The organism is Microbacterium sp. (assembly GCF_052099035.1).
GTDB lineage: Bacteria > Actinomycetota > Actinomycetes > Actinomycetales > Microbacteriaceae > Microbacterium.
The window spans coordinates 19,495-43,811 of the sequence record NZ_JBQDSX010000020.1 but is presented as its reverse complement, the minus strand read 5'-3'; the positions used below and the strand labels follow the sequence as shown (position 1 = coordinate 43,811).

Annotated in this window: 20 protein-coding genes; 8 read left to right on the top strand and 12 right to left on the bottom strand. The window is 66.4% G+C overall.

Annotation, left to right across the window (positions count from 1 at the left end; genetic code table 11):
- Window positions 1–3: 3 nt before the first annotated feature.
- The 5 genes from ACTIAO_RS08530 to argG all read right to left on the bottom strand — a co-directional run bounded on the left by ACTIAO_RS08530 (window position 4) and on the right by argG (window position 10,038).
- Window positions 4–2,649 carry a penicillin acylase family protein gene (locus ACTIAO_RS08530; RefSeq protein WP_441905861.1) on the bottom strand — a complete coding sequence of 882 codons (2,646 nt, stop codon included), beginning with the start codon at window positions 2,647–2,649 and terminating at the stop codon, window positions 4–6.
- Between the two features lie 85 nt (window positions 2,650–2,734).
- Window positions 2,735–4,918, bottom strand: coding sequence for a YhgE/Pip family protein (locus ACTIAO_RS08525; protein ID WP_441905860.1), 2,184 nt, complete (start codon window positions 4,916–4,918; stop codon window positions 2,735–2,737).
- Window positions 4,915–7,749 carry a YhgE/Pip family protein gene (locus tag ACTIAO_RS08520; protein WP_441905859.1) on the bottom strand — a complete coding sequence of 945 codons (2,835 nt, stop codon included), beginning with the start codon at window positions 7,747–7,749 and terminating at the stop codon, window positions 4,915–4,917. Before ACTIAO_RS08520 ends, ACTIAO_RS08525 begins: the two co-directional genes overlap by 4 nt.
- The gene (locus ACTIAO_RS08515) at window positions 7,749–8,408 is read right to left on the bottom strand and encodes a TetR/AcrR family transcriptional regulator (protein WP_441905858.1); all 660 of its coding nucleotides are present in this window, start codon (window positions 8,406–8,408) and stop codon (window positions 7,749–7,751) included. The genes ACTIAO_RS08520 and ACTIAO_RS08515 overlap by 1 nt, the downstream gene beginning before the upstream one ends.
- A 199-nt stretch (window positions 8,409–8,607) precedes the next feature.
- Window positions 8,608–10,038: an argininosuccinate synthase gene (argG, locus tag ACTIAO_RS08510; RefSeq protein ID WP_441905857.1), complete on the bottom strand. Its 1,431-nt coding sequence runs from the start codon at window positions 10,036–10,038 to the stop codon at window positions 8,608–8,610.
- A gap of 190 nt (window positions 10,039–10,228) precedes the next feature.
- Here argG and ACTIAO_RS08505 point away from each other — a divergent pair, with 190 nt between their 5' ends.
- The gene (locus ACTIAO_RS08505) at window positions 10,229–10,921 is read left to right on the top strand and encodes a ZIP family metal transporter (RefSeq protein ID WP_441905856.1); all 693 of its coding nucleotides are present in this window, start codon (window positions 10,229–10,231) and stop codon (window positions 10,919–10,921) included.
- A 70-nt stretch (window positions 10,922–10,991) separates the two neighbouring features.
- On the opposite strand, the gene ACTIAO_RS08500 is transcribed toward ACTIAO_RS08505, so the two are convergent.
- From ACTIAO_RS08500 to ACTIAO_RS08470, 7 genes are read right to left on the bottom strand one after another with little or no spacing between them, the layout of a single operon-like run.
- Window positions 10,992–12,089, bottom strand: coding sequence for a hypothetical protein (locus ACTIAO_RS08500; protein ID WP_441905855.1), 1,098 nt, complete (start codon window positions 12,087–12,089; stop codon window positions 10,992–10,994).
- Window positions 12,083–12,841, bottom strand: a complete 759-nt coding sequence (locus ACTIAO_RS08495; protein ID WP_441905854.1) for a hypothetical protein — start codon at window positions 12,839–12,841, stop codon at window positions 12,083–12,085. The genes ACTIAO_RS08500 and ACTIAO_RS08495 overlap by 7 nt, the downstream gene beginning before the upstream one ends.
- On the bottom strand, window positions 12,838–13,887 hold the full coding sequence (locus ACTIAO_RS08490; protein ID WP_441905853.1) for a vWA domain-containing protein: 1,050 nt from the start codon (window positions 13,885–13,887) through the stop codon (window positions 12,838–12,840). The genes ACTIAO_RS08495 and ACTIAO_RS08490 overlap by 4 nt, the downstream gene beginning before the upstream one ends.
- A complete protein-coding gene (locus ACTIAO_RS08485) occupies window positions 13,869–14,855 on the bottom strand; it encodes a vWA domain-containing protein (RefSeq protein WP_441905852.1) in 987 nt (328 codons plus the stop codon). The genes ACTIAO_RS08490 and ACTIAO_RS08485 overlap by 19 nt, the downstream gene beginning before the upstream one ends.
- Entirely contained in the window at window positions 14,846–15,334 is a 489-nt protein-coding gene (locus ACTIAO_RS08480) for a hypothetical protein (RefSeq protein ID WP_441905851.1), read from the bottom strand. Before ACTIAO_RS08480 ends, ACTIAO_RS08485 begins: the two co-directional genes overlap by 10 nt.
- A complete protein-coding gene (locus ACTIAO_RS08475) occupies window positions 15,321–16,208 on the bottom strand; it encodes a DUF58 domain-containing protein (RefSeq protein ID WP_441905850.1) in 888 nt (295 codons plus the stop codon). The genes ACTIAO_RS08480 and ACTIAO_RS08475 overlap by 14 nt, the downstream gene beginning before the upstream one ends.
- Before the next feature lie 6 nt (window positions 16,209–16,214).
- A complete protein-coding gene (locus tag ACTIAO_RS08470; protein WP_441905876.1) occupies window positions 16,215–17,180 on the bottom strand; it encodes an AAA family ATPase in 966 nt (321 codons plus the stop codon).
- A gap of 364 nt (window positions 17,181–17,544) precedes the next feature.
- Here ACTIAO_RS08470 and ACTIAO_RS08465 point away from each other — a divergent pair, with 364 nt between their 5' ends.
- From ACTIAO_RS08465 to ACTIAO_RS08435, 7 genes are all read left to right on the top strand, one after another.
- Window positions 17,545–18,828: an adenylosuccinate synthase gene (locus tag ACTIAO_RS08465; protein ID WP_441905849.1), complete on the top strand. Its 1,284-nt coding sequence runs from the start codon at window positions 17,545–17,547 to the stop codon at window positions 18,826–18,828.
- 16 nt (window positions 18,829–18,844) lie between these two features.
- Window positions 18,845–20,074: a lactonase family protein gene (locus ACTIAO_RS08460; protein WP_441905848.1), complete on the top strand. Its 1,230-nt coding sequence runs from the start codon at window positions 18,845–18,847 to the stop codon at window positions 20,072–20,074.
- Between the two features lie 102 nt (window positions 20,075–20,176).
- Window positions 20,177–21,592, top strand: a complete 1,416-nt coding sequence (locus tag ACTIAO_RS08455) for a dihydrolipoyl dehydrogenase family protein (RefSeq protein ID WP_441905847.1) — start codon at window positions 20,177–20,179, stop codon at window positions 21,590–21,592.
- A gap of 60 nt (window positions 21,593–21,652) precedes the next feature.
- Entirely contained in the window at window positions 21,653–21,955 is a 303-nt protein-coding gene (locus ACTIAO_RS08450; protein WP_441905846.1) for a DUF427 domain-containing protein, read from the top strand.
- Between the two features lie 34 nt (window positions 21,956–21,989).
- Window positions 21,990–22,871: an ABC transporter ATP-binding protein gene (locus ACTIAO_RS08445; RefSeq protein ID WP_441905844.1), complete on the top strand. Its 882-nt coding sequence runs from the start codon at window positions 21,990–21,992 to the stop codon at window positions 22,869–22,871.
- Entirely contained in the window at window positions 22,871–23,554 is a 684-nt protein-coding gene (locus ACTIAO_RS08440; protein WP_441905843.1) for an ABC transporter permease, read from the top strand. Before ACTIAO_RS08445 ends, ACTIAO_RS08440 begins: the two co-directional genes overlap by 1 nt.
- Window positions 23,551–24,300, top strand: a complete 750-nt coding sequence (locus ACTIAO_RS08435; RefSeq protein WP_441905875.1) for an ABC transporter permease — start codon at window positions 23,551–23,553, stop codon at window positions 24,298–24,300. The genes ACTIAO_RS08440 and ACTIAO_RS08435 overlap by 4 nt, the downstream gene beginning before the upstream one ends.
- The last annotated feature ends 17 nt before the right edge of the window (window positions 24,301–24,317 follow it).

The window sequence follows — 24,317 nt, the reverse complement described above, 5'->3', positions numbered from 1 at the left end:
CGCTCAGCTCTTCGGCGTCAGCACCAGCGTGTCAACGGTCGCTTCATCGACAGCATCCGGTGTGAACGCCCACTGCGTCTGGGTGCCGACGGCCCAGTTCTCGGTCTGATCGACGTAGTGCGGGTGGAAGGCATGCCCGGATGCTCCGGTCAGGTGATTCCATGACGAATCGTCGAAGTCGGCGAGGGCGATGACCATGCGCATGGACGGGACCGTTGTGGTCTCGTAGGACTCGCCGAGCTTCCACCCGGTGGCATTGACCACGGATGCACCTCCGCCGACGGGATACGGACCGCGGTTGAACAGCGCCTCGATTGGTGCGATGCCAGACGACCCGAGCGTGTCGCTGGTGAGGGTGATGGCGTGCAGGCTCCCCCAGTTCCACCGCGCGGTGACATCGCCCTGCAGCCCGACGAGCTCGTCGTAGGCCTGCTCGGCAGACAGGGCGAGCATCTCGTCCATGCCGGAGACATCGATCGTCTCGTTGGTCCAGAGCGGGTCGGCCGGGTCGTCGAGCAGGCCGTCGACGACGGTGAACATCCGCCCCTGGCTCCCGTAGGGCAGAGGCTCATCGCGATTGGCGAACAGGTTCAGCGCGAGATTCGACCACAGCACGTTTGCATAGGCCGCGGCGGCAGAATCGGCGTTGTTCTGCGCGTCCCAGGTGCGCAGAAGTTCGACCGCCTCTTTCGGGCCCTTGCCCGAGACATCGACATCGCCCATGACTGTGGCGAGCTTCTTGCCGATCCACATCTCGTTGTCATTCTGGATGTCGCGCATGTCCTGCGGGGTGATCGGGCCGGCGGCGGCCTTGCGTTCGATGAGGTATGCGATGCGCGCGGCGCGGTAGCCGTATGCCCAGTCGCGCGAGAGGAAGTACTCGTAGTCGTCGGTCACGATGGCATTGTTCGCCGTAACGATATACCCGGATGCCGGGTTGTACGAGACGGGCAGCTCTTCGAAGGGGATGTAGCCGGTCCAGTCGTAGGCGCTGTCCCAGCCCGGCTGCGGCAACCAGCCGTCGCCGGCGCCGCGGATCGGCAGGCGCCCGGGTGCCTGGTATCCGATGTTGCCCTCGACGTCGGCGTAGATGAGGTTCTGCGCTGGTACATCGAACAGGGATGCCGCGTAGCGGAAGTCCTCGAAGTTCTGCGCGACGTTCAAGGCGAAGATGGCGCTCGCGGTCTTGCCGGGATCGAGCGCGGTCCACCGCAGCGACACCGCATATTCGCCCGACATCGCTTCGGCAGCATCCGTCGGCTCCTGGACGAGGGCGTCGTCCTGCGCCCAGACGTCGCCGTCGGCGATGGCGGTGAAGTCATCGGTCAGGCCGGAGATGATCGGGCCGTGTGCTGTGGAGCGGATCGTGAGGTCGATGTCCTCTCCGCCTGCGACCTTCACCGTCTCTTCGCGCACGTCGAGCGGGACGAGCGCGCCATCACGCCAGTAGGAGTCGCCGTCGACCTTCTCGATGTACAGATCGGCAACATCGGTGGTGAGGTTCGTGAACCCCCAGGCGACCTGACCGTTGTGGCCGATCACGACACCGGGGAGGCCGGAGAAGGAGAAGCCGCCGACATTGAAGGGGCACTCATCCGAGACCGTCGAGCAGCGCAGCTGCACCTCGTACCAGACACTCGGCAGCGCGGCCCCGAGGTGCGGGTCGTTGGCCAGGAGCGGCATGCCGCTCTCGGTGAGCTCGCCCGAGACGACCCAGGAGTTCGAGCCGATTCCCTCGCCGACATCGCCGACGAGCATGCTGGCGGCTTCGATGACGCTGTCTGCCTCAGCCCACTCGACCGTCGTGACCGCATTCTGGATTCCGGCGTCATCGTCGGTCGTGAACGATGCCGTTGCAGCATCCGTCTCTGTCTCCAGGGCCGGGACAGTCGAGATCTTGGGCACGATCACCGGGTTGTCGTCGAACGGGTACGCCGGGTAGAGCTGCTCGAGAAGCGCGAGGGTGTCGTCCGGAGCGCTGCTCTCTCCGACCTGCGCGGCGAGGATGGCGCGTTCGGTCTCATTCTCGACATTGCTTCGCAGATCCCAGGCCATCGCCTTCAGCCACGCGACCGAGTCTGCGGGTTCCCACGGCTCGATCTCGTAGTCGGGATTCTGAATGCCGAGAACGGCATATTCCAGTGAGACCTGGGCGCCGTCGTGGGAGGCGAGGTAGGCGTTCACGCCGTCGGCGTAGGCCTGGTAGTAGGCCAGGCTCGTGTCGTCGAGGGCCTCGACCTCCTGCTCGGCGACGTCGCGCCAGCCGAGCGTCCGCAGGAACATGTCGGTGCCGGCCTGGGATTCACCGAACATCTCCGCGACCCGACCGCTGGTGACGTGGCGGCGGAAATCCATCTCGAAGAAGCGGTCCTGCGCGTGCACGAAGCCTTCGGCGTAGAACAGGTCGTGGGAGGAATCCGCCGTGATCGTCGGTACACCCAGGACATCGCGCTGGACGGTGACCTGGGACTGGAGTCCGTCGAGCTCGAGCTCACCGGCCGTCTGCGGAAAGGACCGTTGGATGGTCCAGACGACGAAGAACGCGGCGGCGACGGCGACGACGACCAGAGCCGCCACGACGATGAAGGCGATGCGTCCGATTTTGGCGCCGAGGTGTCTGCGAACGGGGTCGGCGGAATCAGTCGTCATCGTGTATCTTTCAGGGTCGACGATGGGATCCAGTCTCACAGAACCCCAGAGCGCGTTTCGGATGTGCGCTCTGGGAAGCCTAGCGTCACATGAGTTTTGTGGATGCCAGGGCGCGCAGCAGCTTCTGATTGAAGCCGATGAGCGGCAGGCGCAGCACCAGACCGAGCAGCAGCGCGGGCAGCGCGAACGCAGACAGCCAGCCCAGCGATACCCAGAAGTCGTTCTCGTAGATACCGGCGATCGCGGAGCGCATGGCGTTCACCGCGTGCGTGGCAGGCAGGAACGGGCTGACGTTCTGGAACCATTGCGGAAGGACCTGCAGCGGATATGCGCCGCCTGAAGTGGAGATCTGCACAACGAGCATCAGCACGGCCAATGCCTTTCCGGCGTTCCCGAAGGTCACAACGAACGTGTAGACGATCAGCGTGAAGACGAGCGACATCACCCAGCCGGTGAGGATGAGCAGGAACGGATGCTCCGGCTGCACCTGCGTGAACAGCACGCTGCCCAGACACACCAGCGAGCTCTGCAGGAAACCGACGAGCGCGAAGATGCCGAACCTGCCGAGGTACTTCTGCGTCGGCGTGAGGACAGGGAGATCGGAGGCAGCGCCCTGCGGCGGATCGACGCGAATCGACACCGAGATCAGGAGCGCTCCCACCCAGAGGGCGAGCACGGTGTACAACGGCGTCATCGCTGCGCCGAAACTGACGACCGAGTAGACCGGCACTCGTTTCAGGGACACGGGCTCGGCAAGATGGGTGGCCAGCGCCTGTGGTTCCGCGCCGATCACCTCGGTGAGCTCACTGAGGTCGCCCGTATCCATGGCCTTGGTCAGAGCGTTGGCGAGAGCATCGAATCGATCTGCCGTCTCGGTGAGGGTGCTCGAGATGTCGGTCGTCAATGATTCTGCGTGCTCGAGTGCCGTGGTCAGCGAATCGGATCCGGAGAGCGACTCCGCGACGGAAGAGAGATCGCTGCCGATCGAATCGACGTCGCCGCCGATGACGGCCAGTGTCTCCGCGAGTGCATCGAGCTTCGGCTGCAGACTGCCTGTGTAGGCGTTCTTGGCGTCGTCCACGGCCGCCTTCGCGTCGGCGATCAGCCCGGTGATCTCGGCATGCGTGGCTTGAACGTCGGCATCGGTGTCGGTGATGTGCGTTGCTGCTTCGTCGAGGCGATCGTGCAGATCCTGTTGTCGTGCGATCGACGCGTCGATGCGGGATACCGCCCGATCGAACGAGTCCAATGCCGATTCCGGTAGGAGCGGGCGGACATTGTTCACGAGGGAGTCACGCAGCTGCTGATTCTGGTCGATCTGGGTCTGTACGCGCGTCGCCACGGCACTGATCGCATCCGCCGAGCTCTGGGATTGCGCATTCAGTGAAGAGAACACACTGTCGACGCTGTCGGCCACGGCCTGATAACTGTCGGCCGTTCCGGCCAGTGCGTCGCCGATCGTCGCGGCAGTCGATGTGAGAACGTCCTTCAGCGATTGAGCGGCGTCCTTTCCGGTGCCCAGCGCGCCGGTGGCGTCCTGGAGCGCGTCGCTTGACGCCGATACGAGCCCTGAGGCTCCGTCGACGAGCGGGCGGCTCGAAGCGATCAGTGAGGTGAACATGTCCGCTGTCGCTGATGCTGCCCGCATCTGCGCGGCCACCTCGCCGGCGTGTGCCTGCAGGCGGGACAGCGCTGTCTGGGTGTCTGCGTCCTCGAGATACCCGGACAGCGAAGTGATGATGTTGAGAGCGACCTCGCTGAGCTTCTCCGTGAAGACTTCGTTGATGCTTGTAGACACTTCACCCGCACCCTGCTCGGTGATCTTCGGTGCGAGCGCGTTCTTCTTCTCGTTCGTGTAGTACTCGATCTTGGTGTGCTCGGAACCGTTCGAGTAGAAGGTCATCATGTCGGCGCTGAAGGTCGGAGGCAGCACGATGGCGGCGTAGTACTCGCCGGACTTCGTGCCGTCGATCGCCTCGTCCTCCGAGGTGATCACCCAGTTCAGATCGTTGTTCGCACGCAGCGCCGAGAGCACCTGCTCGCCGACGTTGAGGCGGATCGGAACGAGGTCGCTCTGATACCCCTCATCGGTGTTGGCGACGGCGACGGTGAGGTTCTTGGTGTTCTCGAACGGATTCCAGCTCGCGATGACGTTGAACCAGGTGAACAGGGACGGGATCACGACCAGACCGAACAGCACGATGACGGCCATGACGTTACTCGTCGCCCGGCGCAGGTCGTGCCGGAACACATGCAGGATGTTCTTCATTCGCGCTCCTGCTGTTCCTGGGTGCCGTCGGCGTCGTCGTCCGGCTCGGGCTCGGTGTCGTCGCGTTCGTCGTCGTGTCCGTCGTCGTGTCCGTCCTCGGGCACGTCATCGGCGGTGCCGTCCGCGTCGCGCGCCTGGTCGACGTCGGCATCCATCGCGAAAAGATCCTCGAGATCTGCAGTGTCCTCGCCTGGTTCCTCCGCATCCGTGGCGTTGTCCGGTCGCTCGAGTACTGCTGTGCGGGCGGGGGCGGACTCGGTCGGGCCACCGGACGCGGCGACGGCGAGCAGAGACGCATCTCCACTGTTCTCGATGGCCAGCGCCTGGCGCAGGTCTGCTTCCGGCATCTCGCCCACCTCAGCGGCCTGTTCGATGCTCTGTTTGATGTACTCCAATGCGACGAGGACGCCGATGAGGATCAAGCACCACAGTGCCCACAGGCCGAGCATCGTCGCCTTGACATCCGGAACGAGCCAGGCGGCGACGGCGAGCACGGCCATGACCGTGACGCCCACGATGAGAGTGAGTCGCAGCACGGTCGGATACCGATCAGTGAACCGCCGCGCGCGCTGCGCGACCTCCTCGCGGTAGCCGTCGCCGTCCGTCAGCGCATGGATGACCTCCGGCGTGCGACGGCGGCCGGTGATCTGCACATCCTCGCTCACCATCAACTGGCTGTCGGCGAGTCGACGGTTGAACAGCAGTGCGAAGTTTCCCAGTCGGCGGCGCAGGAAGAGCCCCAGCACGAACGCGATCACGACGAAGAGCGCGAGCGCCCCCATGAACTGCCAGTAGTGGCCGCCGTAGAAGCCGCTGATGGTCTCGCGCAGCGCGTCGATGCCATAGGTGAACGGCAGGAACGGATACAGCCCTTGGAAGAAGTCCGGCATCATCTCGATCGGATAGAGCCCCGACGCTCCCGGGATCTGGAAGATCACCAGCAGGATGCACAGACCCTTGCCGACGATGCCGAAACAGACCGAGAGGGCGTAGATGATGCTGAGGTAAGCCAGGCCGATGAGCACGCTGGTTCCGACGAACGCGAATGCGTTCGCGGTCTGCACACCGATGACCAGGTTGCCGACCGAGACGAGCACAGCCTGGAACACGGCGATCGATGCCAGCAGCATCCAGCGCCCCAGGTACGCCTGACGTACGGAAACGCCTTCCACGCCTTCTGTGTCGACTTCGAGCCGCATGATGACCATCAGCACGAACGCACCGATCCACAGCGACAGGTTCGTGAAAAGGGCGGCCATCGCGGAGCCGTACGCCTTGGTGGGGAAAAGGACGTTCTGGTCGACTTCGACGGGGGAGGCCATGAACTGGGCGATCTGGTCCGCATCCAATCCACTGATCGTCGCGAGACGGTCCCACACGTCTGCAGCGCTGAGGGCCAAGACGTCGGTGCGTACGCCGCCCAGGCCGGACTCTGCGCCGGCGAGGTTGTCGTCCAGCGCAGTGAGGGCGGTCGAGGTATCAACGAGCTGAGTCTTCAGGCCTGCCAACAGGCTCTGAGCTTGTGTCACCTGGGTTCGCTGCGCACCGAGCGCGGACGAGAACGCGTCGGCGCTAGAAGACAGTGCCGACATCGCGCTGTTGAGTGCGGGGACGCTCTGCAGAAGCGCATCCCGGATGCCATCCGCCGATGTCGAGGCGCTGCTGACAGCGGAGTTGATCGTGTCTGCAGACGCCTTGACGGACTCGATCGTGTTCGAGACGTCCGTGTTCAACTGCGTCAGTTGGTCGAGCACCTCCTGGTCAGCGGTGTTGCGTTCCTTCAGCGCGTCGATGGCCTCGCTGAGACGCTGTTCTGCCTCCGATCCGGCATCGGTGCCGTCGAGTATGGTCTGCAACTGGTCCAGAACCTTGCCGTTCGCCTCGATCACGGCGGAGAGGTCGTCGATCGCCGTACCCACTGCGACGTTCGCCTGTTGCAGGCTGGTTGACAGAGTCGCGATCGACGCGTTCATCTTGGATGATGCGTCGGCGAGAAGCGTGGCCCCGGCGACGTACGCAGATGTGACTTTGTCGGTGAACGTCATCAACTCCTGCTGGGCCTCGGCAGCGATGGTCTGGGCCTGCGCGACGGCGCTCTGCACTTCGCCGAGCGCGGCGTCGACGTCGCCCAGCGTCGACACGGCATTGTCGATCCCCGTCTGGGCATCGGTCAGACCTGTCTGCAGCTCGGTGATGCGCGTTCGTGCGGTGGCGACTTTGCCGGTTGCGTCGTCGAGGGCGGTGACCGTGTTGTCGCGCGCATCGGTGAGTCGGCCTTCAGCATCCTCACCGGCATTCTTCAGCTGATCGGTGACGGTCTCTGCGACCACCGATACGAAAGTACTGTTGATCTGGGTGTCGAGCGTTGAGGCGCCGACATCTGTGATCTTGGGGGCGATCGCGTTCGCCTTCTCGTTGACGTAGTACTTCAGCACGGGGCGCGTGAACTCGCCGGTTGTGATGCTGATGAAGTCGGCGCTGAAGTCCTTGGGGATCACGATCGCGGCATAGCTGGCCCCGCTCTTGACGGCATCCATCGCCTCGTCTTCATCCATGAACTCCCAGCCGAGCTGGTCATTCTTCTTGAGCTCGCCGACGAGTTGGCCGCCCACATCGATGTCTCCGGTCAGGTCGGAGGTGGCTCCCTCATCTTGATTGACGATCGCGACGCTGACGTTCTGCGTGTTCGAGTACGGATCCCAGAACGCGACGATGTTGAACCAGGCGTAGAGGGAGGGCGTCACGATGACGCCGACGATGATGATCCACGCCTTGCTCACTCGCGCGAGTCGCCCGAGGTCGCGCCGGAAGACGCTCCAGGCGTTGTGCATCAGACCTCCTCCGGGCGGTTCTGTGGCATGTCGAGCATAGGGTGAGATGCGGCCGACTCGACGATCTCGGGACGGGTGGCGATCAGCGCGTCAGCGTCGCGCCAGGACAGGCCGGCGATACTCAGCACGGTGCGCACGGCGGTGGCCGCGGCATCCGGCCCGACGACGTCGACGCGCACGACCATGCGTGCGGTCTCTTCGATGAGTCGGGCGAGAACGTCGGCGGGGATGTCAGTACGCAGCGTGCCGGCGCGGCGGCCGCGCTCGACGATGCCCGCGACGATCTTTCGCAGCGGCGCCAGCGCGGCCGCCGTGTCGGCCACGTGGGCGTCGTCGAGCGCGATGGAGGTCACCGTCTGGATGTGCGCGACCTCGTGCCAGAGCCGCGAGGCGAGCTGGGCGAGGGCGATGCGGGCATCGTCGTCGAGCGGGTGCTCGGCGATCGTGTTGAAGCGCTGAGCGCCGGCCGTGATGAGCTCGGCGATCAGAGCGGATCGATCATCGAAGTGTCCGTAGAGCGCGCGGCGAGAGAGGCCAGCGGTGCGCGCGATCAGGTCGATCGAGGCGTTGGAGTCTCGCGCGAGCGCGGTGCGCGCGGCGGCGAGGATGCCGTCACGATTGGCCTGGGCGTCGCGGCGGGGTGCGCGGGCTGCTGTCATGCCCCCAGTTTACGATCTTGCACACCGGTGTGCAAGATCGCTCGGCGGATGCGCGGGGCCGATTACACCTGAACCACCTGGGAACGCTTGCACGACGGATTCCGCCGCCTGGTCGTGCAAGTGTTCCCGGCTCGTGCATGTGGCCCAGAGACGACGAATGGCGGATGCCGCAGCATCCGCCATTCATGACGTGAAGAGGTCAGTCGGTGCCGGAGTCGAAGGCTGCGCCCTCGGATGCCGCATCCACAGCGTCTGCGTAGCCCTCGTCGTCGGCATCCGATGCGGTGATCTCGGATGCCTCGCCCGCGGTGACGCGTCCGACGAGCTCGCCTGTGGCGCCGCCGACGAGGCCGAGGCCCGCGTACTGCTCGAGGCGCGAACGCGAGTCGGCGATGTCGAGGTTGCGCATGGTGAGCTGGCCGATGCGGTCGACGGGGCCGAAGGCCGCATCTCCGACGCGCTCCATCGAGAGCTTCTCCGGGCCGTAGGAGAGGTTCGGGCTCGTGGTGTCGAGGATCGTCCAGTCGTCGCCGCGGCGCAGCCGGATCGTGACCGTGCCCGAGATCGTGAGACCGACCCACCGCTGGATCGACTCGCGCAGCATGAGCGACTGCGGCTCGAGCCAGCGGCCCTCGTACATCAGACGCCCGAGGCGGCGGCCCTGCTCGTGGTAGGTCGCGAGGGTGTCTTCGTTCAGGATGCCGTTGACCAGGCGCTCGTACGCGATGAACAGCAGCGCCATGGCCGGAGCCTCGTAGATGCCGCGCGACTTCGCCTCGATGATGCGGTTCTCGATCTGGTCGCTCATGCCGAGGCCGTGGCGTCCGCCGATCGTGTTCGCCTCGTTCACCAGGGCGACCGGGTCGGTGTACTCCTTGCCGTTGATGGCGACGGGGCGACCGGCCTCGAAGGTCACGGTGACGTCTTCGGTGTCGATGGCGACGGACGGATCCCAGAACTTCACGCCCATGATCGGGTCGACGGTCTCGAGCGACACGTTCAGATGCTCGAGGGTCTTCGCCTCGTGCGTCGCACCCCAGATGTTGGCATCCGTGGAGTATGCCTTCTCCGCCGCGTCGCGGTAGGGGAAGCCGTGCTCGACGAGCCATTCGCTCATCTCCTGGCGGCCACCGAGCTCGGTGACGAAGTCGGCGTCGAGCCACGGCTTGTAGATGCGCAGGCGCGGGTTGGCGAGCAGTCCGTAGCGGTAGAACCGCTCGATGTCGTTGCCCTTGTAGGTCGAGCCGTCGCCCCAGATGTCGACGCCGTCTTCCTTCATGGCGCGCACGAGCAGGGTGCCGGTGACAGCGCGGCCGAGGGGAGTGGTGTTGAAGTACGTCTTGCCGCCGGAGCGGATGTGGAAGGCACCGCACTGCAGGGCGACGAAGCCCTCTTCGACGAGTGCGGTCTTCGCGTCGACGATGCGAGCGATCTCGGCGCCGTATTCGAGCGCGCGCCCCGGAATCGACTCGATGTCATCCTCATCGGGCTGGCCGAGGTCACCGGTATAGGTGCACGGCACTGCTCCCTTGTCGCGCATCCAGGCGACGGCGACGGAGGTGTCGAGTCCTCCGGAGAAAGCGATGCCGACGCGCTCGCCGACGGGGAGTGACTGAAGGACCTTGGACATGGGGTCCAGTCTATCGAGCACCCGGGCCGACCCCTCGCCGTCGAGTTCCGCTGGGAAGACCCAGACGACCTGGCGTGTCGGCGGAGTGTCGGATGCTGGCACGCCGGCGACACGCCAACTGGTCTGGGTTTTCCAACCAGAGGCAGGCGGAGCACGCCGCGGGCGTAGCCTGTGCGCATGATGCAAGCCAGTGCTGTGGGGCGTCGTCGCGGCCGCGCCGCTGCTGGTCGGCGCGGTGCTGGCGCTGCTGAGGAAGTGGCCGCCGCGGCTGCTCGGCATCGTGCTCGGATTCGGCGCTGGGGCGCTCATGGCCTCCATCGCGTTCGAACTGTGGGAGGAAGGGCTTCACCAGGCTGGCCCCTTCCCGCTCGTCGTCGGCGTCGCCGCGGGCGCGCTCACCTACTATGTCGCCGATCGGATCGTCGAGCGCAAGGCCTCCGCTTCCCAAGGATCAGCTGGAGGCCCGCTTGCTGTGGGGGCGCTGCTCGACGGCATCCCGGAACAGCTCGTCCTCGGCATCGGCCTGGCATCCGGTGAAGGAGTGAGTGTCGCCCTCGTCATCGCGATCGTCGTCTCGAACCTGCCCGAGTCGATCGGCTCGGCGGCCGACCTGCTCGAAGGCGGGATGAAACGTTCGCGCGTGCTTTGGCTGTGGGCGGGCGTCGCGGTCATCTGTGCGCTCGCGACGATCGCGGGCTTCGCACTGGCGGATGCTGTCGGCCCCCAGTTCCGCGCCGGAGCGAGCGGCTTCGCCGCCGGGGCGCTGCTGGTCATGCTGGTGGACTCGATGGTGCCCGACGCCCAATCCAAGGCCAAGGAATCGACGGGTCTTGCCACGGTGCTCGGCTTCGCGCTCGCCGCAGGGCTGTCGCTGGCATCCTGACGTGGTCGCGGCATCCGGGATGCTTGCGGATCGATGTCAAACCTTGTGGGTGGCACACGGTCTCGGAAGGTCAGAACTCGGGGTACTCCTGCATCCGCTCTTCGAACTCGTCGCGGTCGGCTTCACTGAGCAGCTGGGGCGCGAGGAAATAGATCTGCAGCCCTTCCAGCGGCTCGCCGGTCTTGGCGCTGTCCGCTTCGCGCTCCGCGAGCAGTTCGCCCTGAGGGTCATTGGAGAGGTCGTACAGGTTGGCGTAGAAGAGCTGCGGATCGGGATAGTTGTCGGTATACCACTCCCACGTGTGCTGCGTGCGCGGGTCGGTCGAACCGTAGAACTTCTCGAGGATCGTGTCATCGAGCGAGGACGACGGCTCGTTGAACGAGTACATCTCGTACATGCCGCGTGCGACGAGCACGTCCTCGATCACGCCCATGACCTCGAGCTTGCGGTTGTAGTCCTGGATGGGCTCGTTCGTCATCCAGGGCACTGATACGTACTGCACGAGCATCGACTCGCCGCCGTGCCCGTTGCGCTCGGGACGCAGATCCTCGGGGCCGACCTCGGTCCACGTGTATGCGAAGCGGTCGCTGAGTCGTTGACGGATCTCGGCCAGTGCGGAGTCGCTCTCCTCACGCACCTCTTCGAGCGACGGCTGCGCGAGGACCTCGCTCGCCGAGAGATCCTCGACCCCCGGATACGCCGCCTCGTGCTTCTGCTCTGCGGTCTGCTGGCCGCCATAACTGCCGGATGCCGAGGTCTGCAGCGCGCTCATCGCGCCGACCGTCGCCACGTTCAGCATGAGCGTGATCACCAGAGCGGATGCTCCGAGAACTCGCCCGCGCCGAGAGCACAGCGCCGCGATGACTACGCCCACGACGACCAGCTGAAGTGTCAGCATCGTCACGCCGTAGAGCAGGTCGGTGCCGCCGGCGAACAGCGTGCTCAGCAGCGTCAGAGCGAACAGGATCGCCACCACGAGCGCAACCCAGCCGATCGCGTTCGCCGGCTGCTTCTCGGCAGGCAGCTCAGCACTGCTGACGATCGGGGCGACCGGGAACAACGGCGGCTCCGCAGCCGCCCGCCGGGCACCGTGGTACCCACCGGGCGGTGGTACTGGCGGGGCGCCCTCGACGCCTGCGATGTAGCGTGCGCGTTTCGGATCTACCACGGCTTGTCCGTCCCGCCGCCGGGAGCGTCTTCATCGCCCTTGTTCTGCTGTCGCTCCTCGGCTCCCTGTTCGAGTTTCTTCTGCAGCTCGTCGAGCTTGTCCTGGTCGGGCTGTTGCGGTTCCTCGCCATCGCCCTGGTCAGGATTCTGCTGCGGATTCTGATCGCTCTGCTGCTGCTTCTCCTGCAGACGATCCTGCATCTCGTCGAGGGTGTCGCTCATGCTGCGGTCCGGATCCGGCGACTGCTGGTCGGCCTCTTCGCTGTGGCATTCCTCCGGTGTTTCCGCGGTGACCCGCAATGCCTCGCCGTACAGCTGCGCGGATCCCGGTCCATCGCCGTCCGTGCGCGCGGCATCTCCCTGGCGTTCGATCACGAGGCTGAGATTGACGCGGACCGCGCAGACTTCGAGACCGGATGCCAGGGGCAGAGCCTCTTCCAACTTGGCGCGCGCGCCGTCGAGCTCTTCCGAGCCGGCGAGAGCTGTGCCGACGTTGTACGGAGCCTTGTACGGCTCGAACCAGTTCAGAAACTCCTGCTGCTGTGCCGCTGCCGTCGAGCCGGAGTAGTCGCCGACGACATAGGTCGAGATCGCCTGGTGCGCGAACCCGTACATGCTCAGCAGCTTGCCCGCGAACAAGAGGGCGGCGAGCGTGATCGGCAGCATGCCGATCAGGACCCACCGTCGGATGCTGCGCCGACGCCTGTTGGCCGCGAGAAGTGCGGAGGCGGCATCCGCCTGCGTGGGGATCATGCGTCACCCCCTCGAACAGCGAGCCCGCGCAGCTGAGCTGCGAGCATCGTGGCGCGAGCGAGCTCGACGCCGAGCAGCAGCACGATGATGAGCGCGAACACCCAGTACAGCTCGATGACGTTGCCGACGGATCCCGAGTCGGAGTAGCTGGTCGTCGTGGTGGGTGCTTCCGGCAGGTCGATCGCGGTCTCGGCATCTCGTAGTTGGAACGGAACGTTCAGCTCACCGGCGATGGTCTGCAGGGTCGTGTCGTCGAGGACCGACATGGCCGGCGCACCCTGGTACTCGATGTATCCCCCTTCGCTCTCTGACCCTGTCGGTGGGCTAGGGGCCGATGGGTCATCGAACTTGCCGGAGGTGATCCTCATCGGACCGCCCTCGCTCGTGCCGTAGCCGAGCACTCCGCCGCCGTCGACGAATTCTGCACTGCCGGCGAACGATTCCGGCTCGGCGATCACGGTCTGCTCGCCGTCGCCGAGGTAGAACACCATGCGCGAGCGATCGGGGGCCGACTCCGCCGCCGCGGCGAGCGTCTCCTGCAGCATTGTGTTCGCGATGCCGATCGAGCTGCCGCGGGACTGCGAGGTGACCTCGGGATGCAGGATCTCGAGCGACGACATCAACGCCGTAGTGTCGGTCGTGAGCGGCAGCCGCTGCTCGGCGGACGCGTCGAAAGTGATGAGCGCGAAGCGCGCGCCCGGGTACTCGTCGACGATCGATTGCACATCCGCACGGACGCCGTCGAGCCGGGGCTGATCGCCGTCCCAGTCCTCGGCGACGATGCTCGCGGTCGTATCGAGCACGATCACGATGTCGGTGTCCGTTGCGAGAGTCTGCGTCGCACCGCCCGGGATGCCGGGACGCAGCAGCATCATGAAGCACGCCAGCAGCATCACCAGCCGCAGCGACCACATGACGGTCCCTGAGCCTGTCGAAGGGTTGCCCTTCGTCAGCATCCACACGGCGACGCCGACGACGGGGGCGAACAGCAGAATCAACAGGAAGACGTTGAGGACGGGCTGGAAGATCACAGTCGCACCCTCCACATCAGCAGGATGAACCCGAGGCCGAGCACCATCAGCACCGCGATCCACAGATTCGGGGTGTCGGTCCACACCACCTGCGCCTGGCCGCGCAGCTCAGTAGCATCCTGTTTCTGCACGTCGGTGATGATGTCGGCGACCGTCGTCGTCTCGCGCAGGCCATACGCTTCGCCACCGGTCGCCTGCGCGGCAGCGACCAGCTCGTCGCTGATCTCGGTGTTCACGCCCTGCACCGGGTTCAAAGCGAAGACACGGACACCGGCGGATGCCGCGTAGCTCGCGGCTTCTTCGAGCGAGACGATCGAGGCGCCGGCGAGCTCATTGTCGGTGGCGAGGATGATCGAGCGGCTGCGGTCATCATCCAGGTGGTCGAAGCGCATGGCGCACGAGGCCAGGCCGTCGCCGATCAGCGAGGCGCCAGGGCCGTTGAGGGTGCCGGCCCAGTGCTCGGGGACCTCTTCCATGTAGTCGAAGCTCGAGCGGATGCTCTCCAGATGCGTCCGGATGAAGTCGTAGTCGTCGGTAAGCGGAAAGACCTGCACGGGGGAGCTGTTGAAGATCGTGAGGCCGATCCGCTCGCCCTCGAAGCCGTCGAGCAGGTCCTCGAACACCGTGAGCACTTCGACGTCGACATCGCTCATGGAGCCCGAGACGTCCAGGCACAGCATGATGTCGCGGCTTGTGTTCACCGGCTGGATGGTCTGCGACGACATGGGGCGAGCCGCTACGACCCCTCCCACCACCGCGGCGAGAACGCCGAGGGCGACGACGCCGGCGAGCGCTGCCGTGCGGCGGCGCACGGCGCGACGGAACGACGGCAGCGTGCGCAGCCGCTCGGCGCGAGCGATGGGCGCGCTCTGCGCAGACTCGTGGCGGGCGCCGCGCCGGAGACCGATGAGCAGACCGACGCCGACGGCCACGATGACCACCGCGACGGCGCTGAGGACCACCCACCCGTTCGCTAGTGCCATGTCGCCACCACCTTGCGCGCGGCATCCGCGCCGGCGTGCGGATCGATCGAGGGGCCGCGGCGGAAAGCGCTCGGATAGTAGTGCCGGCGCATCGCGTCGATCAGCGCCGGCTGCACGCCCATGCGGACGAGGTCATCGAGCGCGAGGACAGGGGCCTCGAGCCCGCTGTACTCGTTGACGAAGGTGCGCACGACCCGGCTGAGCTCGAGGTTCGCGCTGCGCGCGTCAATCGCACCTGCCTGGTAGGCGCTCTCAATTTCGTCGATGGAAGAGTTGTATTCCATCCGGAGCATGGAAAGCACGTCGCCGGCTGGTGGGATGACCGGAGCCTGCCCGGCGACCGTGATGCTCCGCTTCGGACGGGTGAGGAAGAGCACCAACCATCCGGCGAGGATGAGCACGGCGATGACGCCGAAGGCCAGCAGGATCCAGCCCCAGCCGTATTGGGCGGGAGGGTAGAGCTCGTCAGCGCCGGACATTCGCCCTCCGATTCAGCATGCGCAGCAGATCTCCCACGCCGTCATCCTGCGTGTCGAGGGCGGCGCGACTGATCTCCAGCCGGTCGAGCAGGTCGTCTCGTCGCGCGGCATCCGCCTGCGATTGCGCGGTGATCTCGCCGAGCACCTCGGCGTCGCCGTGCACGAACTCGGGAATCCCCCACCGAGTACCGACGTCCGCGCGCGACGCATGCGACGCGGAGGGAAGAACCGGATCCGCGTCGCGGAGGGTGATCCAGAGCACGTCGTGCTGCACGCGCAGTCGGCGCAGCATCCGCTCTGTCTCATCGGTGACCGGCGCCTCATCGGTGATGAGTACGACGATGCACCGTTTGGAGATCGTGCGTGCGACGAACGTGAGCAGCGCATCGCGATCACTGGGTGCGCTCGTGGGCGAGGTCGCGTGATCGATCGTGCGCAGCGCGTGCTCGAGGGCGCCCTCGCTGCGGCCCGGTGCGCGACGACGGATGCGGTCGGCATCGCCGTATACGACGCTGAAATCATCACCATGCCGCAAGGCGAGGATGCCGAGGGCACCCGTGGCCAGGATCGCGAGGTCCTTCTTCGGCTTCTCGTCGTGCGCGAGCGCGGTCATCGACAGGCCGGTGTCGACGACGAACAGCACGGTGTGCATCCGGTTCGCACGGTGACGTTTGACGAGCGGTTCGCCCATCCGTGCGGTCGCGCGCCAGTCGATATCGCGCACCTGATCGCCGTACTCGTACTGGCGCAGATCCTCGAAATCGAGGCTGCGCCCGTGCAGAAGCGATGCGTATGCCCCATCGAGCATATGCATGGACTTCTGCGACGAGTGGATGAAGAGCTTGCTCTTCACCTGCGTGATCAGGCTGGGCATCGCGCGCTACGGAGTCGGCACCACGCCGAAGATCTGGTCGATGATCTCCTCGCTTCGGATGCCCTCGGCATCCGCTTCGAAGGTGAGAAGCACGCGGTGGCGAAGGACGACGTGGCGGAGCGTGCGGATGTCCTCGGGCAGCACATGCGTACGGCCGTTCAGCAGGGCCAGCGCGCGGGCCGCCTGCAGGAAGGCGATGCTCGCGCGCGGGCTCGCGCCGTACTTGATGAAGCGGGCGCGATCGTCGCCGATGTAGGGCGCCGGGTTCCGCGTGACGTACGCGATCTGGACGATGTAGTTGCGGATCGAGGCATCCACATAGATCTTGGATGCTGTCGCCTGCAGCGCCTGGACATCCTCGAGCGTCACGGCGCTGGAGACGTGCCGGTCCGGGTCGAGGACGCCCGAGTCGATACGCCCGAGGATCTCGAACTCCTCCGCGGGACTCGGGTACTCGACGATCTCCTTGAGCAGGAAGCGGTCCATCTGCGCTTCGGGGAGCTCGTACGTCCCCTCCTGCTCGATGGGGTTCTGCGTCGCGATCACGAGGAAAGGCTTGGGCAGGTGGTGAACCTCGCCGCCGATCGTGGTCTGGTGCTCCTGCATCGCCTCGAGCATGGCCGACTGCGTCTTCGCGCTGGAGCGGTTGATCTCGTCGAGCAGCACGAAGTTCGCGTGCACGGGGCCGAGAACCGTGCGGAACGAGCCGTTCTGCGCGTCGTAGATCTGGTTGCCGGTGATGTCGCTCGGGAGGAGGTCCGGCGTGCACTGGATGCGCTTGAAGCTCGCCTTCACCGTGTCGGCGAGGGTGGATGCCGCGGTGGTCTTGGCGAGGCCGGGGACTGATTCGAGCAAGATGTGCCCGCCGGCGATGAGGGAGACGAGCAGGCTGGTGCGCAGGCGGTCCTGGCCGACCATCTTCGCCGAATACGCGTCGGAGATTACGTTCAGGATGCTGCTGGCGTGGGTCATCTCCGCGTCGGAGGGGGCGTCGCTCGGTGCGGGCGCGGACGCTGCGACAGGCTCAGCGGTCGAAGGGGCTGGAACGGGCGCTGGCCGCGGCCTCGGCGGGGGAGGTGGCGCGTACGATGATCCGTTGCCCGGTGCGTTCGGCTCACTCATTGATGTCTCCTCGCGTGCGCGGGGTGCAACAGTTCGTGCTTCCCCCCGCACAAGGGTAATCGCCGCATCCGACATGGACATGCAGAGCGGGCAGAGGAACTGAGCCATTGCTGCGCCCGGTCGGGTGTCGGACCCCCTCCGTTAGGATGGGGTACGCCCGAAAAGGGCCAGCTCATCGGTCGGTGCGAACCCGACGAAAGCAAGGGGGACACCCATGCCAGGAATTGTGATCGTCGGCGTCCAGTGGGGCGACGAGGGCAAGGGAAAGGCAACCGACCTGCTCGGTGACCGCACGGACTGGGTGGTGAAGTTCAACGGCGGCAACAACGCCGGGCACACAGTCGTCGTCGGCAACGAGAAGTATGCACTGCACCTGCTGCCCAGCGGCATCCTCTCTCCCGGCGTCACACCGGTCATCGGCAACGGTGTCGTCATCGATCTCGAGGTGCTCTTCGACGAGCTCGAGGCTCTGTCGGCCCGCGGCGTCGACGTGTCGAAGCTCAAGGTGAGCGCCAACGCGCACATCATCACGCAGTACCACCGCACGCTCGACAAGGTCACCGAGCGCTTCCTCGGCAAGCGCAACATCGGCACCACCGGTCGCGGCATCGGTCCCGCATATGCCGACAAGATCAACCGCGTCGGCATCCGCGTGCAAGACCTCTACGACGAGAACATCCTGCGCCAGAAGGTCGAGGGCGCACTCGACCAGAAGAACCACCTGCTGGTGAAGCTCTTCAACCGCCGCGCGATCACGTGCGACGAGATCGTCGACGAGCTGCTCTCCTATGCCGAGCGTCTGCGCCCTATGGTCGCCGACACAGGCCACCTGCTCGACGAGGCACTCAAGCGCGATGAGGTCGTCGTGTTCGAAGCCGGTCAGGCCACCATGCTCGACATCGACCACGGCACCTATCCGTTCGTGACGTCGTCGTCGGCGACGGCCGGCGGAGCATCCACCGGCACAGGCGTGGGACCCGGACGACTCGATCGCATCGTCGGCATCGTCAAGGCCTACACGACCCGCGTCGGCTCGGGCCCGTTCCCGACGGAGCTGCTCGACGAGCAGGGCGAGTGGCTGCGCAAGACCGGCTTCGAGTACGGCACGACCACCGGACGCGTGCGCCGCACGGGCTGGTACGACGCCCCGATCACCCGCTACGCCACGCGTGTGAACGGCATCACCGACCTCGTGCTCACGAAGCTCGACATCCTCACCGGCCTCGAGCAGATCCCGGTCTGCGTCGCTTACGACGTCGAGGGAGTGCGCTTCGACGAAGTGCCGGTGAACCAGACCGACTTCCACCACGCGAAGCCGATCTACGAGTACTTCCCCGGCTGGTCAGAAGACATCTCGACGGCACGGACGTTCGAGGACCTGCCCCAGAATGCGCAGGACTACGTGCTCGCACTCGAGGCGATGAGCAACACGCGCCTCTCTGTGATCGGCGTGGGTCCCGAGCGCGAGCAGGTCATCGTCCGCCACGATCTCGTGTGATCGGCTGTCCGCGGCGATGACGCAGTTCTGGATCGGCGGCTACGGCCCCGACATGGATGGGGATGCCGGCGGCGTCGGCCTCCTCGAAGGTGAAGAGGGGCGCGAGCCCGCCACCCTCGCCTATCGGGGAGCAGTTGCTGAGGCCGCATCGCCGTCCTGGCTGGCGCAGCATCCGTCGCTCGAGGTCGTCTACGCGGCGCTCGAAGGTTCTGGAACGGTCCAGGCGTTTGTGCGCAACGGTGAGGCGTCGCTGGCGCCGCTCGGCGGCCCGGTCGAGGCCGGCGAGGCCGTGTGTCACCTCGCCGTCGCGCCATCCGGAACGTATCTCGTAGCCAGCTGCTACGGCGACGGACGCGTGGTGCGTATCGGGCTGGATGCCGCCGGCCGACCCGGCGCAGCGACGATCGCGGATGCCGCGACTGACCCCTACGGTACGGATGCCGACCCTCAGGCGGTTGATTTCAGCGACGTGCTGGCATCGCTGGCTCCCGCTTCTCCAGTGGCCGCGTCCGCCGAGCCGGAGGCGCCGCGCTCGGGACTGCTGCTGTTCGACGAGGCGCTGGGGCTGAATGCTCCTGCTCCCGACCCGGAACCCGCCGCGCCGGCCTCCGACACGGACGAGCTCACCCGCCGTCCGCACGCGCACGCCGCGGCGTTCCTTCCCGACGGACGCATCGCGACGACCGACCTCGGATTCGACCTCGTGCGCATCTGGCGTCCTTCGACAGGCTCAGGAACCGCGGCGACCGGACTCGTTCCCGACCACAAGGTCGTCCTGCCGCACGGCGTCGGTCCCCGCCATCTGGTCGTGCACCCGAGCGGACACCTGCATGTTGTCACCGAATACTCCGGCGAGGTCTTCACGCTCGCCGCTGGTGAGGACGGATACTGGGGCGCCATCGCGGGCGTCTCCGCCGCACCCGGGATGCAGGAGGGACTCGACTTCCCCTCCGAGATCTCCCGCTCGCGCGATGGCGAGACCCTCTACGTCTCGGTGCGCGGCAGCAACACGATCGCGGCCCTGCGCGTGCGCGGCGCTGGAGAGATGGTCGAGCCGTTCGCGCTCGCCGAGTCCGGTGTGGACTGGCCCCGGCACCACCTCGTGCACGACGGGTCGCTGCTGGTGGCCGGGCAGCGGTCGAACGCGATCAGCGTCCTCGACCTCGATGAGCGCACGGGTGCGCCCCGCGGCATCCGCCACCGCGCCGTGGCGCCCACGCCGACCAGCATCCTGCTCGCCCGCTGACCCGCCGCGCGCCGCGCCGGGAACAACAACCCCGTGACATGACGTTGCACATCGGGAAGACTTGCTCCGCAGGCTCAGGCTCGACCGGAAGAAGGCATCACGATGTCGACAGACGAATACGATCTCATAGTGATCGGCGCAGGACCCGTCGGTGAGAACGTGGCGGACCGCGCCGTCCAGGGTGGCCTGACCGCCGTGATCGTCGAGAGCGAACTCGTCGGCGGCGAATGCTCGTACTGGGCGTGCATGCCGTCGAAAGCGCTGCTGCGCTCGGCCCAGGCGCTACGCGCCGCCCAGCATGTGCAGGGGGTGATCGGCGGAGAGCTCGATCCGACCGCGGTCCTCGCCCGCCGGGATTCCTTCACCAGCGACTGGTCCGATGCCGGCCAGGTCGACTGGCTCGAGTCGGCCGGGATCGACCTGGTGCGCGGCCACGGTCGGCTCACCGGTGAACGCGAAGTCACCGTCGAAGGTGCTGATGGCACCGAACGCGTGCTGACGGCCCGCCATGCGGTCGCGATCAGTACGGGAACGGATGCTGCGATCCCGCGGATTCCGGGACTGGCCGAGTCGAATCCCTGGACGAGCCGCGAGGCGACGAGCGCGCAGGAGATTCCGGCATCCCTCGCCATCATCGGCGGCGGAGTCGTCGGCGTCGAGATGGCCACCGCCTACGCAGGGCTCGGCGCAGAGGTCACGCTCATCGCGCGCGGCGAGCTGCTCTCCGGGATGGAGCCGTTCGCCGGCGAACGCGTCGCCGCGAGCCTGCGCGATCTCGGTGTCGACGTGCGCACGAATACCGGCACCGACAGGGTGACCCGAGACGCGGATGCCGTCACGATCACCCTCAGCGGAGGCGAGCAGATCACGGCGGCAGAGGTGCTCGCGGCGACCGGCCGCATCCCGCGCAGCGGCGACATCGGCCTCGATGCGGTCGGTCTCGAACCGGGCGAATACATCACGACGGACGACACGCTCCGCGTGCAGGGGAGCGACTGGCTCTACGCGGTCGGCGATGTCAACGGCCGCGTGCTGATGACTCACCAGGGCAAGTATCAGGCGCGTGCGGCGGGCGACGCGATCGCGGCGCGCGCGAACGGCGACGGCATCGATGACGCGGCCTGGGGCCGGCACGTCGCCACCGCCGACGAGGCCGCAGTCCCGCAGGTCGTCTTCGCAGAGCCCGAGGTCGCCTCGGTCGGTCTGACGGCGAAGGCGGCAGCGGATGCCGGATACACCACCCGCGTGATCGACCAGGATCTTGGAGCGGTGGCCGGTGCGAGCCTGCGCGAGGACGGCTACAGCGGACAGGCCCGCATGGTCGTCGACACCGAGCGCGACGTCATCCTCGGTGCGACTTTCGTCGGTCCCGATGTTGCGGAGCTGTTGCAGGCCGCGACCGTCGCGATCGTCGGCGAGGTGCCGATCGCGCGCCTCTGGCACGCCGTGCCGGCATACCCGGCGGTGAGTGAGATCTGGCTCCGGATGCTGGAGGCATACGGACGCGATTCCGCCTGACCTGGTGCCGATGTCCGACATCTCTTATACGCTCGAAACCGAAATCGAGGAGGCACCACCATGAAGGCTGTACTCGCAGGAACCACGATCGCCGAAGCCGACGACAGCGATCTCATCTCGATCGAGGGCAACTGGTATTTTCCGTTGTCCGCGGTGAAGGACGGCGTGCTCGTCGAGAGCCCGACGCAGTACACGTGTCCGTGGAAGGGTGCAGCGCAGTACTACTCGGCCGTCGTCGACGGCGAGACCTATGCCGATCGGGCGTGGGGTTACCCGAACGCGTACCCGAGTGCGTTCGAGCGGGTGGGCAAGGACTTCTCTGCCCACATCGCGTTCGCCCCCGACGTGGAGGTTAGACCATAGCGGGCACGGTTCGTCTCATGATCGGGTACTCCGCATGATCGAGTTCCGCTCGGTATCGAAGAGGTTCCCCGATGGCACGCTGGCCGTCGAGGACTTCAGTCTCGTGCTGCCATCTCGTAAGACGACGGTGTTCGTCGGATCGTCCGGATGCGGCAAGACGACGCTGCTGCGCATGATCAACCGCATGGTCGAGCCGACCAGCGGTGACGTCGAGATCGACGGCACGAGCGTGCTGACGGGGAATCCGGTGGCCCTGCGGCGTCGCATCGGGTACGTCATGCAGAACTCCGGCCTCATGCCGCACTTCTCGGTGATCGACAATGTCGCAACCGTGCTGCGGCTGAACGGCACGCCGAAGAAGCAGGCGCACGATCGTGCGCGCGATCTGCTCGACACCGTGGGGCTCGATCGTGCCCTCGCGGACCGGTATCCCAGTCAGCTCTCCGGCGGGCAGCAGCAGCGCGTCGGAGTGGCGCGGGGGCTTGCCGCCGACCCCAACATCCTCCTGATGGACGAACCCTTCGGCGCGGTCGACCCGATCGTGCGCGCCGATCTGCAGCAGGAGCTCATCCGCCTGCAGGTCGAACTCGACAAAACGGTCGTGTTCGTCACGCACGACATCGATGAGGCATTCCTCCTCGGCGACCAGGTCGTCATTCTCGACAAGGGCGCACGCATCGTGCAGGTCGGCAGTCCTAGCGAGATCATCGAGAATCCGGCAGATGACTTCGTCTCGGCCTTCATCGGTGCCGAGCGGGGCAAGCGCGCGCTGCGGATCAAGCAGACGCCCCGCGGTCGTGTGGTCGTCGATGCTGACGGTCGCACGCAGGGTGCGCTTGTGGATGACGTGGCGGAGACGCCGAGCGCTTCGACAGGCTCAGCGATCGGCTCGCGGGCGGGCTCAGGGAACGGCTGATGACCTGGGTTGCCGACAATCTCGACCTGATCCTCGGGCTCGCGCTGACGCATCTGCGCCAGAGCGCGATCGCGATCGTGATCGGGTTCGCCCTGTCGCTCCCGCTCGGATGGGTCGCTTGGCGGTACCGGCTCGTGCGCGGACCGATCATCGTCCTCACAGGGCTCCTCTACACGATCCCCTCGCTCGCGCTGCTGATCCTGCTGCCTTCGGTGCTCGGCTATCAGGCCCGTCTCGAGATCAACCTCATCGTCGGGCTGACGATCTACGCCGTGGCGATCCTCGTGCGCTCGGTCGCGGATGGCCTCGATTCGGTCGATCCCGGTATTCGCCAGGCGGCCACGGCGGTCGGGTACGGGGGGCTTCGCCGATTCTGGACGGTCGATCTGCCGCTTGCCGGCCCCGTGATCCTCGCCGGGCTCCGCGTCGCAGCGGTCAGCACGATCTCGCTCGCCACGGTCGGCATCCTCGTCGGCGTCGAGAACCTCGGCTACCTGTTCACCAACGGGCTGCAGCGCCGGATCATCCCCGAGGTTCTGGCGGGAGTCCTCGCCGTGGTCATCATCGCCCTCGTCATCGATCTGCTGCTCATGCTCGCCGGTCGCGCCATCATGCCGTGGACACGTGCCGCGTCCACGCCCACTACCCGCCGCCGGATGCTGCCGATGAGGGCAGCCGCATGAATCTGTTCGCCGAGGCTTTCGCCTGGCTGTTCTCACCGGAGCGGCTCGAAGGCCAGTACGCGCTGCCGACGCTCCTCGGCCAGCACCTCTTCTACACGATCATCTCCGTGCTCATCGCCGCCGTCATCGCCGTGCCGGCCGGGTGGGCCATCGGACACACCGGCCGCGGCCGGGAATTCGCCGTGGCGATCTCGGGTGCCGCCCGCGCTGTGCCGTCGTTCGGGCTCATGGTGCTGCTGGTGCTGCTGATGGGCGTGCTGCGCGTCCCCGAGGCCGCGACGATCACCTTCGTCCTGCTCGCGATCCCTTCGCTGCTCGCCGGTGCATACACCGGGCTCGAAGCGATCGATCGCCGGATCATCGACGCCGCCCGCGCGACCGGCATGACGCAGTGGCAGGTCTTCTGGAAGGTCGAAGTTCCGCTCGGACTTCCCCTGCTGATCGGTGGCCTCCGCTCGGCGACACTGCAGGTCATCGCGACCGTCACGATCGCCGCCTACGTCAACCTCGGTGGGCTCGGCTGGCCAATCATCCAGGGCATTCCGCTGCGCCGGTTCGACCAGGTGCTGGGCGGTGCGATCCTCGTTGCCGTCCTCGCCCTCATCGTCGACCTGCTGCTCGCCCTCGCCCAGCGGATGGCCGTGCCTGCGGGCATCCGCGTCGCAAAGCCCAGCACCCCGGGGCCGCGCGCGGCCCGTCGCAAGGCCGCAGCCGCGGCTTCCACAGCATCCACAGCTTCCGCCTGACTCCCCAACACAGTAAG